A 10,662-nucleotide genomic window follows, 5' to 3' on the forward strand; every position below is an offset into this window, starting at 1 on the left:
AGGAGGTTTACGATTTCCGAATTTATCTTGCCGATGAGAACCATTTCAACGATTTCCATGGTTTCCTCATCAGTAACTCTGAGCCCGCTGACAAACTCGGATTTTTTGCCGACCTTTTTCAAAAAGCCTGTGATATCCGGCCCGCCGCCATGTACTATAACAGGGTGAATTCCCACGAACTTCATAAGGGTAATGTCCTTTATGACCTTTGCCTTCAGCTCGGGAGTTATCATGGCGTTGCCGCCGTATTTGATGACGATGGTCTTGCCGAAGTATTTCTGAATATATGGAAGTGCTTCAACTAAGATATTTGCTGTATCTTGTGGCGAAAACATCCCAATCCCTCCAATCAGGTGTGGTATTCACCGTTGATTTTCACGTATTCATAGGAGAAATCGCAGGACCATACGGTTGCGTCTGCATCTCCGAGTCCGAGAGCAACATCAATCACGATATCATGCTCGGACATAACCTTTCTGAGAGCTGCTTCGTCGAAGGAAGCTCCGACTCCGTTTGCATATACCGGAATACCGCCGAATTTAACAACTGTTGTCTCAGGCACGATATCTACGCCTGCATATCCGACAGCGCAGATTACACGTCCCCAGTTCGGGTCCTGTCCGAAGAATGCCGTCTTTACGAGCGGGGACTTTGCAACGCTCATGGCAACCTGTTTTGCATCAGCGAAAGTTTTTGCTCCGCTTACATTGATTGTGAGGAATTTCGTTGCGCCCTCTCCGTCTGCAGCGATTCTCTGAGAGAGACCTGTGCAGATGGATTTCAGTGCTGCTGCAAATTTCTCGTAGTCAGCATCCTTCTCAGTGATTTTCTTATTGCCAGCCGCACCGTTTGCCAGAACAATCGCCATATCGTTTGTGCTCATATCGCCATCAATGGAAATCATATTGAAGGTAACCTCTACCACATCAGAAAGAGCTGCCTGCAAAAGCTTCTGATCGATATCTGCGTCTGTTGTGATGAAGCAAAGCATAGTTGCCATGTTTGGCTGAATCATACCGGAGCCTTTTGCGATAGCGCCGAAGCGTACCGTTTTGCCGCCAATCTCTACTTCCGAAGAGCATGCCTTCGAATAAGTATCCGTAGTAACGATAGCGTTGCCTGCATTCGAGCTTCCGTCCTCAGAAAGCTCCGATACTGCATTTTTGATTCCGACTGCCATTTTATCCATCGGAAGATTAACTCCGATTACGCCGGTAGATGCAACGATGACCTCTGTATCCCCGCAGCCGAGTTCTTTTGCGGTAAGCGAAGCCATTGCCTTTGCATCTGCAAGTCCCTGCTCGCCCGTGCATGCGTTTGCGCAGCCTGCGTTAGCAACTATTGCATGTGCCTTGCCGCCCTTTACGACCTCCTTTGAGACCGCAACAGGTGCTGCGAAAACCTTGTTCTGAGTGAAGGTTCCGGCAACAGCTGCCTCCTTCTCCGTGTAAATAACCGCAAGATCGAGATTTCCGCTTTTCTTGATGCCTGCCTTTACGCCTGCAGCCTTAAAGCCCTGCGGAAAAGTAACGCCTTTTTTTGCATTTTCTTCTGTGAACATGTATATTCCTCCCAAATAAGTGGTTGTTTTTATGGATAAACCGGTGCGAGCGTAAGCCCTGTCTTTTCGTCAAAGCCGCAGGCGATATTGAAGTTCTGAATCGCCTGACCTGCCGCACCCTTTACGAGATTGTCGATAGCCGAAAGGACGATTACACGTCGTGTTCGGGCATCTATATGCCAGCCGAGGTCGCAGTAGTTCGAGCCCCGGACATATTTCGTTTCAGGATAAGCGCCAAGCCCTCGCAGGCGGATGAAATATTCATCATCATACATCGTATGATATGCTTTTGTGACATCGGCTTCCTCTACGCCGTCCTTCAGTGTCGCATAGCAGGTACTCAGTATTCCTCTCGACATAGGCACGAGATGCGGAGTGAAGTTCAGCAGAACTTTTTCTCCTCCGATATCTGTAAGTGCCTGTTCAATCTCCGGCGTATGTCGGTGATTTGCAACACCGTATGCTTTGAAATTATCGTAAAGCTCCGGGAAATGATTTGGCAGCTTTGCTGAGCGGCCTGCCCCCGAAACTCCTGATTTCGCATCAACTACAATCGTATGCACATCAACCAGATGTTCTTTAACCAGCGGCGCCAGTGCCAGAATACTTGCTGTCGTGTAGCAGCCCGCATTGCCGATTATCTTTGCCGACTTGATTTTATCTCTGTTCAGCTCGGCCAGTCCGTAGACCCTCTCGGCATCCTTGTGCGTATGCGCAACCTTATACCACTGCTCATAAACGGACGTATCATGAAAACGGTAATCCGCTCCCAGGTCTATTATCCGTACGGGCATATCTTTAAGCGCCTGTCCGATTTTCATGGCATGGCCTGCAGGAAGTCCGATGAATAAAAAATCACTGTCTGCTCCGATTTTTTCAATATCTGAAAGACTCTCAAGCTTCTGGTCGTATATGCCTTTGAGGTGCGGATATACATCCGATATGGGTACATCTGTATGACTTTCCGATGTAATATGCATAATTTCTGCATTCGGATGATTCAAAAGGAGCCGTAAAATTTCTGCTCCGGCATAGCCGGTTGCCCCGATAATACTAACTTTCATGAGGATTCCTCCCTCTCTCAAAAGTATGTTCATAATTATACATCAATCTTGCATAAAAATGCAATAGCTGCATACGGACATTTATCAATTTTTTCTAGAGTCCTCTATTTTTATTGTGATTTCCTCTTCGGAAAAATAAGAACAGATGCTATAATATATGCAGCTTTACATCAAAAGGAGTATTATTTTCCATGAAAAAAATACTGCGGTTCATTGCGAGCCTTATCATTGTTTTCTTCATTGGCTTCTTTCTCGCAGGCGGAAAAGATGCGATGAACCCTGCCGCATTCACCCGTGTTATCCAGGGCGTGCTGCCGTCACACGATACCCCGCAGCAAAAGCCCAAGGACTCGGCCGAAAACTTCTCCGCAAAGCTGCGCCGCTTTGTTTTCCTGCCGGACGCGGTCAACGAGAAAGTGCCTGCGAAAAATTTCATTCCCGTAAGCGACCTTCCTCCCCGACTCACAGAAGCCGTAGTCGCGGTGGAGGATACACGTTTTTACACGCATCCGGGTTTTGATATCAACGGAATCTTCCGTGCTGCTCTTGTAAATATGCAATATGGAGAGGTCACCGAGGGCGCAAGCACCATCACACAGCAGCTCGTAAAAAACCTTTTCCTTTCACAGGAACAGACAATGAGCCGCAAAATCGAGGAAGTTTTACTGGCGCTTGATTTCGAGTTCCGCTATTCAAAAAACGAAATACTTTCCCTCTATCTGAACAGCATTTACTTCGGCTCAGGGTATTACGGCATATACAACGCTTCCCACGGATATTTCGGCAAAGAACCTTCAGAGCTTACTCTGCCGGAAGCTGCTATGCTCGCAGGCCTGCCGAACGCTCCGTCCCTGTACTCTCCGTACGAGGATTTTATACTTGCAAAAAAGCGTCAGTTCATAGTTCTGGACGCCATGGTGCGCGCAGGCTATATCGATGAGAAAACATCAAACGGCGCGAAAATAGAGCCATTATATCTGGCGCATTGATACCACAAAAAGCAAAACCACTTCCACGGTATACGCCGTCTTAACGACCGGCTGCCGCGGAAGTGGTTTTTTATGCAATCTGTCCCTTTCGCCGGACATTCACTTAACACCATAATATAGCAAATTTCTTATAGGTTCTATAATAATGTGTTAAACTGTTAATTGCAATAGACTTCTGCACATTCAAGCGCAAGTATACAAAAAGGAACCGTGAAAGAATTACCTCCCCCATTTGGGGAAGGTAATTCTTGTGATATCGAGACCGCTTATTGCCACTTTCTACAGCAAGCTATTTATGATACAATGAAAAGATAGAAATGTATTTATATTTCAGCCGAATACAAAAATTTTTACGGGAGGGGAATGTCATGAAGATAATCGACTGCGAATTTCACTATTACTTGCCGGAGCTCATGGAGCATCTTTCCAAAAGAGATACTGCCATGCGGTATTATCCGGAAACGAAAACGCTGGAAGTACGCGACAAGGTTTTTGCCCCTTTTGGCGGTATCACAAATACATATCCGGTAATTGATGAATTGACGAATTTCGGAGCAGAACGAGTTGCTGAACTGGACAAACACGGCATCGAAACAGCTGTCCTGTCTACTTCTCCCGCCCTAGAGGAATTACCCGAAAAGGAAGCCGTGTATTTTGCAAAGAAATCCAACGATGCCGTTGCTGAGATTATAAAGAAATATCCCGGCCGTTTTCTGGGCGCTGCGGTTTTACCTTCACCTTACATTGATGAAGCAATCAAAGAGCTGGAACGCTGTGTAAAAGAATTAGGGTTTAAGTATTGGCACACACACTCTAATTACAAGACAGAGCATCTATATGAAGAAAAATATCTGCCTCTGCTGGCAAAGGCAGAGGAACTGGGCTGCGCGGTTTATGTTCATCCGCAAGCCTCTGATGACAAAGACATGAAAGATATGGGGTATGTCTATTCTTCACCGGGACTCGGCTTCGGACTGGATGCTATGAAAACCTCGTTGAGACTCATATTAAACGGAACCTTTGATAAATATCCTAACCTTAGGATGATTCTCGGTCATTTAGGTGAGTATTTCCCGTTCATCCTGGAAAGAGTTGATAACCGTTTTGAATGGATCAAGGACGAAGAAGTAAAGATGAAACATTCCGTTTCATACTACTTCAAAAACAAAAATGTCGTCGTAACGACAAGCGGCAACATGTCCAAGCTTGCTTTTGAATGCACAAAGAAAGCTTTTGGCATCGACAGTATCATCTTTGCCTCCGACTATCCCTATGAATGCGTGTCTAAAATGATGGAATTCATGGATTCGCTGGAATTGACCGAAGAAGAAAAAGAAAAAGTATTTCACTTGAATGCTGAGAAGTATATTTTAGGTAAATAATCAAAAACATATCTCCGGTTCAACACAACACAATACAATTCAAACAAAAATGGCTGTGATCAAATGCTTTCGCATTCTTTCACAGCCATTTTCATTCTCACATTTATTTCCTTGCCTTTTCAGCCTCGCGCTCTGCTTTGCGCTGAGCCTCGCGGCGTTCTTTTTCAAGTTCCTTCTGCTGTTTCTCAGCAGCCCACTCAAAGTTCTTGTAGAACTTATCCATCATCATTTTATAGTTCTTTTCATCATCCGGATCATTCTTTTCAGCCATGATCATATACGAGAAAAGAAGCTCGTTGGTACCGGATTTGAATACATCAAAGTAGAAAGCCGTTCCGTATTTTCTTCTTCCGTTTACTACGGTCAAAACAACATAAGAATCAGCAAAGCTCCCTACCTTGTTACGGAAAATCTGCTTTGCAAGACGGCGGTCAATCTGGCGGATATCCTCGCCCATCTGATGGAACAGCTCTTCAGAGATATAATCGTAGGTAACGATTTTACGCTTCGAAACGCCCTCAGCGTTGTTCTGGATACGGATAAGGTCCTGATATGTCGGAGCACCTTCAATCGGTGTGTACTCAGGCGCAGCAAGAGCAAATGCTTTGACGACTGTGATATCTGCCCCCGGCTGTATCTCAGGCTTTTCCGTGTAAGCAAACGCCATCGGAGCACCGACAACGAGCATTACCGCAAAAACAAACAGTTGAAAAATCTTCTTCATTACATAATACCTCCTTGTTATTTCCTCACTTAAGCAAGAAGTCCGTGCGCCTTCAAAGCCGCCTTCAGCTTCTCTTCATGCTCAGGCTCCATGTCACAGAGCGGCATACGCAGCGGCCCTGCCGCATAGCCCATAAGACGCATAGCTGTCTTGACCGGAATCGGATTCGTTTCGCAGAAAAGCGCATCAATGAGATCTGTGAACGCAATCTGAAGCTCTGCAGACTCTTTTACTTTTCCATCAAAATAAAGCTGGCAGATATCATGTGTCTGCTTCGGTGCAACATTTGACAGTACCGATATAACACCTTTTCCTCCGAGAGAAAGAATAGGTACAATCTGATCGTCGTTGCCGGAATAAACAGCAAGCTCATCGCCGCACGCTGCACGGAGGCGAAGAATAGAGGAAAGATCTCCGTTCGCTTCTTTTACAGCAACGATGTTCGGGTGCTTCGACAGCTCTTTATATGCTTCAAGCTTGATGGACACGCCGGTACGGGACGGTACATCGTACAGAATGCATGGAATTCCGACACTGTCGGCGATTGCCTGAAAATGCTTAACGAGGCCCTTTGTCGAGCATTTATCGTAGTACGGTGTGACGAGAAGAAGTCCGTCAGCGCCGACCTTTTCCGCATACTGTGAAAGCTGAATAGCATAAGCAGTATCATTGGAACCTGTTCCGGCGATTACAGGAACACGTTTTTTCGTATGCTCAACAGCAAATTTGATTGCCTCTTTATGCTCTGCGTCACTCATTGTTGCAGCTTCACCTGTGGTACCTGCAATAATTATAGCATCCGTACCGCCCTCAATCTGCATGTCAATGAGACGGCCGAGCTCTTCGAAATTGATTCCTGTCTCGGTAAACGGTGTGACGATTGCAACGCCTGCACCCGTGAAAATGACCTTCTTCATAAGAAAATCCCCTTTGCGATTGTATTCCTACTTCTTCAACCTATCCTTTGTATTATACCGCTAAGAAAGATGTTTTGCCATAGAAAAAAACTCCTGCCGCGGTTAAAAACGGCAAGAGTTTTGTATACATGAGAATTTTAATCTTTTTTATTCCATTACACGGACGAGCTTAGTAAAGCAGTCCTTATGCTCAGTAAGCTTCTCCTCGTTTCCGAATACACAGAAGTTATTGTCCTTCATGCAGTCTTCCACAAGGTCAGCGAGCTTCTGAATGTCCAAAATACCCGTCGAAAGAACCTCATCACGCACCTTCTGACGGTCAGCCAGCGTAACGCCGCGAAGCCAGAGCTGTGCAGCCGTATCGCCCTTCATGCGTGGTGTCAGAGGCATATCCATGGTGCTGATGGTTCCGATGATGTATTTCGTCATCTCACGCTCAGAAGCCGTGAAGCTTCTGAGATAACCCGGAATTGTGTCATAAACATCAAGTGTTTCCGTGAGGTTCGGGTCACGATAGGACGTGAACATCATGAGTCCGTCACGATAGAATACCGCAGATGCGCCGTATGCTCCACCCTGCACGCGAAGCTTCGTCCAAAGGTAGCCGTACCGCATGATTGACTCAAGAACGCGCATGGAACCTGTAAAGCTGTAGCCGTGCTTGCTGTAGTCTCCGCCCTTTCCGACGTACTGAACGCGGCTGGAGGTCATAAAGCCCTCATTTGCTTTTTTCGGTTCGACAGTGCGCGCAGCCTTCGGATATTCCTTGTCGGAAAGGCCTTCAAAGAGCGGCTTCAGCGCCTTCACTGCGGTATCATAATCCTTCTTCGATACCGTAAGCGACGCAACAAGTCCCCTACGGCTGCAGAACATGGGCAGAAGCTCCGTAAGCTTTGCAGAAAGCTCATCAAAGCGTTCGTCGAAATGCTCGCTGAGGTCCTTGAGGAACCAGTAATACGGCAGCCCGCCCTTCTCATCAAAAGCTCCCGCCTTTGTGATGTGTGAAGCAAGCTCCTGCGCCATAATCTGATTTGGCGTGTTGAGGATTCCACGCTCTGCGGCTGCCAGGCTCTGTGCCACCAGCTCCTTGAGACGTGTTTTATCCGTAAATACGGAGGATGTCATTATTTCAAGCAGAAGCTCCGCAACCTCCGGCAGCTTGCGCACAAGAGCGCGTACCTTTACCGTACCCTTAGCGTCCCAGCCTTTCTCCGCCTTCGTCGTGCTGAACGAGACGAGATTGTACGAAATACCGCCTGAGCAGAGGTTCTCAAGATTCGTGAGTTCTGTATAGTTATGCTTTTTCGTATCGACACCGCCGAGAACCGACGTGAGGAAATATGCGTAAATCTGAAGCTCCTCAGGAATCGCGTCGATATCCGTATAAAGTCCGAGATATGCAATGCCGTGCGTATCCACATCAGAATAAAGCACCTTCGTCCCGGATATCTCTTTTTCTTCGAGAGGAAGATTTTCCGCATCTTTACGGATATCCGAAAGCTTCAGCAGCGGAATCATTGCAAGCTGCTCTGCCGTATCAGGTGTCTGCTGAAATTCCTTGAGATGCGCCGTGGTTTCGATGACAGCCTGAATCTCTTCCTTGGTCATGGCAGCCTTGCGCGCCGCAAGAAGCTGTTCCGTGCGTGCCTCGCGTTCCTTTGCCATCGTCGTGCTGGGACGCAGCGTTAAAAGAAGCTGATGCGGATTGTCAATCAGACAGCGGCGAATCAAATCCTCGAAGAAGCCGTTGTCCAGTCCTTCTCTCATCTTTTTCAGGGATTCCTCGTAGAAGAGTGCCCTCGCCGGATCTGCTCCGTAAAGCCACTGCCCCATGACCGCGATATTATATACGAGTCCTTTCGGGATACGTCCGGAGTCCTCCTCGCGTACCTTGAACTCGATATAATTCAGCGAAGCTTCGAGCAGTGTGCGGTCAAGACCGCCGTCCGCAAGCTCTTTGAGCTTCGTCTGCAATATTTCATAGAAACGCTCCGCGTCCTTTTCCTCCGCGTTTGTTACCTCTACAGAGAGGATTGACTGGCGAAGCTGCGTCTCAAAGGATGCCGAAACATCCTTACCGATGCCTGCCGCAATAAATGCCTGGCGGAGAGGAGCTGCATCAGTCTCGAAAAGCGCGTGTGTGAGCACGGAAAGACCTGATTTCGTCAGATAGTCCTCCGCATCGCATATAACAGCATTCCAGTTGAGGAAGGTCTTTTCCTTCGTGTCCTCTTCCGCTCCGATAGGATATTCCTTTACGAGACGTTTGATACCGGCAAACGGTTTCTGCTTCGGGATCTCCGAGTCCACCTCAATACGCTGGAAATGGGAAAGATATTCCTCATCGAGGTATTTGAGCTTTTCCTCGATATCCATATCGCCGTAGAAGAAAATATAGCTGTTGGACGGGTGATAGTATTTTTTATGGAACGCAATGAATTTTTCCTGTGTAAGATCAGGAATCTTTTCCGGGTTTCCGCCGGATTCAAAAGCATACGGCGTATCCGGCATGAGCCCTTTGAATATCTCCGTATCCAAAAGGTCCTCCGGAGACGAGGTCGCACCCTTCATCTCATTGAACACGACGCCGCTGTAACGCAGCGGTTCTTCAGGGCTTTCGATTTCGTAATGCCAGCCCTCCTGCATGAGAACCTCCTTCTTCTCGTACATAGAAGGATAGAACACCGCATCAAGATATACATCCATGAGATTCTGGAAGTCCTTATCGTTGCGGCTTGCAACAGGATACATTGTCTTGTCGGGGTATGTCATGGCGTTGAGGAACGTATTGAGCGAGCCTTTTACGAGCTCAACAAACGGCTCCTTCAGCGGATATTTGCGGGAACCGCAAAGCGTAGAATGCTCAACAATGTGCGGCACGCCGGTATCGTCCTTCGGCGGTGTGCGGAAGGAAATAGAAAACACCTTGTTATCGTCATCATTTTCTACATAAAAAAGGCGCGCTCCGCTCTTTTCATGGAAAAACTCATATCCTTTTGATGAAATCTCAGGGATTTCCGTTTCCTTAACAAAACGGAAACCATATATTACTTCATTTAACTTCACTAAATACATCTCCTTATCCATTCAATGCTTAATATTATACCATACCTGGACGCTCACCCGAAAGATAACGCGGCATTTTTTGAGAAATACTCTCAAGACCGCATTTCGCTTCTTTTCATAAAGCATGGTATAATGAATTGATAGATTTATGACTATTAACCTTTGAGGAGGGTATTTATATGAAACTCAAAAAGATTTTATGCGCAGGTGCTGTTGTTCTCACCCTTACCGCGCCGGTATACGCCAAAGGCGACTCCTCCGTCACAGAGGGTATAACGAATCTCAGCGACTGGAACATCAGCATGTACCCCACTAAAGATGAATCCCCGGAGCAGCTTGAGGTAAACCGCTGGACAGAGCTCGTCAAAACGAAGGAAGCCGACTACGAGTACGAGGAGCTTTCCATCGACCACATCGAAAAGCACAATGAACTCCTCAAGGTAAACCTCAAGGTCTTTCCGAAGAACGGAGTTCTTCTCGCGCAGAAAAACCAGCAATACCTCGACAAGCTTGACCATGACCGTTATTCCCATTCCGAGGTGCTTTATGTATTCAATGTAAAAGAACGTACCTATGCCACAATTCATACAAAGGACATCAGCTACGGTGTTGTGCTTCTCGGTGAAACGGACACTCCCCTGGATAAAGCCGTATTCAAACCGATTGAAAAGGGCTCTCCTGAGGATACCGCATTCACGGTAACAAAGAAGCTGTACGAGCAGATGAATCCGGTCATCTGGTAATGAAACACGCAAATACATGGACAGAAAAGGCACGGGAATTCTTTATAGTTCTCGTGCCGATTTTTGTGACGCAGCTTGCCCTCGTTGCAACGGGCTTCTGTGATACGGTCATGGCAGGTCACTTTTCCAGCGAAGACCTTGCAGGTGTTGCCGTAGGCGCAAATTTATATTTTCCGGTCTTCACGACATGTATATCCGTTTTGTCAGGTCTCACAC

The 10,662-nt window shown here is 46.9% G+C and carries 10 protein-coding genes; 4 read left to right on the forward strand and 6 right to left on the reverse strand.

Translation table 11 applies throughout. The features are described from left to right. The 3 genes from argB to argC all read right to left on the reverse strand — a co-directional run. Positions 1-335, reverse strand: a 335-nt coding sequence (gene argB / locus ACY69O_RS04295) for an acetylglutamate kinase (RefSeq protein WP_462332233.1), incomplete at its 3' end; no start/stop codon positions are given. 14 nt (positions 336-349) lie between these two features. Then, positions 350-1,561 carry a bifunctional glutamate N-acetyltransferase/amino-acid acetyltransferase ArgJ gene (gene argJ / locus ACY69O_RS04300; RefSeq protein WP_462332234.1) on the reverse strand — a complete coding sequence of 404 codons (1,212 nt, stop codon included), beginning with the start codon at positions 1,559-1,561 and terminating at the stop codon, positions 350-352. A 29-nt stretch (positions 1,562-1,590) separates the two neighbouring features. Further along, the gene (argC, locus tag ACY69O_RS04305; protein ID WP_462332235.1) at positions 1,591-2,625 is read right to left on the reverse strand and encodes an N-acetyl-gamma-glutamyl-phosphate reductase; all 1,035 of its coding nucleotides are present in this window, start codon (positions 2,623-2,625) and stop codon (positions 1,591-1,593) included. Positions 2,626-2,816: 191 nt separating this feature from the next. Here argC and ACY69O_RS04310 point away from each other — a divergent pair, with 191 nt between their 5' ends. Further along, entirely contained in the window at positions 2,817-3,614 is a 798-nt protein-coding gene (locus ACY69O_RS04310) for a transglycosylase domain-containing protein (protein ID WP_462332236.1), read from the forward strand. A 368-nt stretch (positions 3,615-3,982) separates the two neighbouring features. Continuing rightward, complete coding sequence (locus ACY69O_RS04315; protein WP_462332237.1) at positions 3,983-4,996, forward strand: amidohydrolase family protein; 1,014 nt, start codon at positions 3,983-3,985, stop codon at positions 4,994-4,996. A gap of 103 nt (positions 4,997-5,099) precedes the next feature. On the opposite strand, the gene ACY69O_RS04320 is transcribed toward ACY69O_RS04315, so the two are convergent. The 3 genes from ACY69O_RS04320 to ACY69O_RS04330 form a co-directional block, all read right to left on the reverse strand. Continuing rightward, the gene (locus ACY69O_RS04320) at positions 5,100-5,720 is read right to left on the reverse strand and encodes a coenzyme F(420) biosynthesis enzyme (protein ID WP_462332238.1); all 621 of its coding nucleotides are present in this window, start codon (positions 5,718-5,720) and stop codon (positions 5,100-5,102) included. Positions 5,721-5,749: 29 nt separating this feature from the next. Then, positions 5,750-6,637: a 4-hydroxy-tetrahydrodipicolinate synthase gene (dapA, locus tag ACY69O_RS04325; RefSeq protein ID WP_462332239.1), complete on the reverse strand. Its 888-nt coding sequence runs from the start codon at positions 6,635-6,637 to the stop codon at positions 5,750-5,752. A gap of 147 nt (positions 6,638-6,784) precedes the next feature. Then, positions 6,785-9,712: an insulinase family protein gene (locus ACY69O_RS04330; RefSeq protein ID WP_462332240.1), complete on the reverse strand. Its 2,928-nt coding sequence runs from the start codon at positions 9,710-9,712 to the stop codon at positions 6,785-6,787. Positions 9,713-9,882: 170 nt separating this feature from the next. Between ACY69O_RS04330 and ACY69O_RS04335 the strand changes: the two genes are divergently transcribed. Together ACY69O_RS04335 and ACY69O_RS04340 are read left to right on the forward strand one after the other, a co-directional pair. After that, positions 9,883-10,446 carry a hypothetical protein gene (locus ACY69O_RS04335; protein ID WP_462332241.1) on the forward strand — a complete coding sequence of 188 codons (564 nt, stop codon included), beginning with the start codon at positions 9,883-9,885 and terminating at the stop codon, positions 10,444-10,446. Next, positions 10,446-10,662, forward strand: a 217-nt coding sequence (locus ACY69O_RS04340) for an MATE family efflux transporter (protein ID WP_462332242.1), incomplete at its 3' end; no start/stop codon positions are given. The genes ACY69O_RS04335 and ACY69O_RS04340, both read left to right, overlap by 1 nt.

It is taken from the genome of Schwartzia sp. (in: firmicutes) (assembly GCF_978017985.1).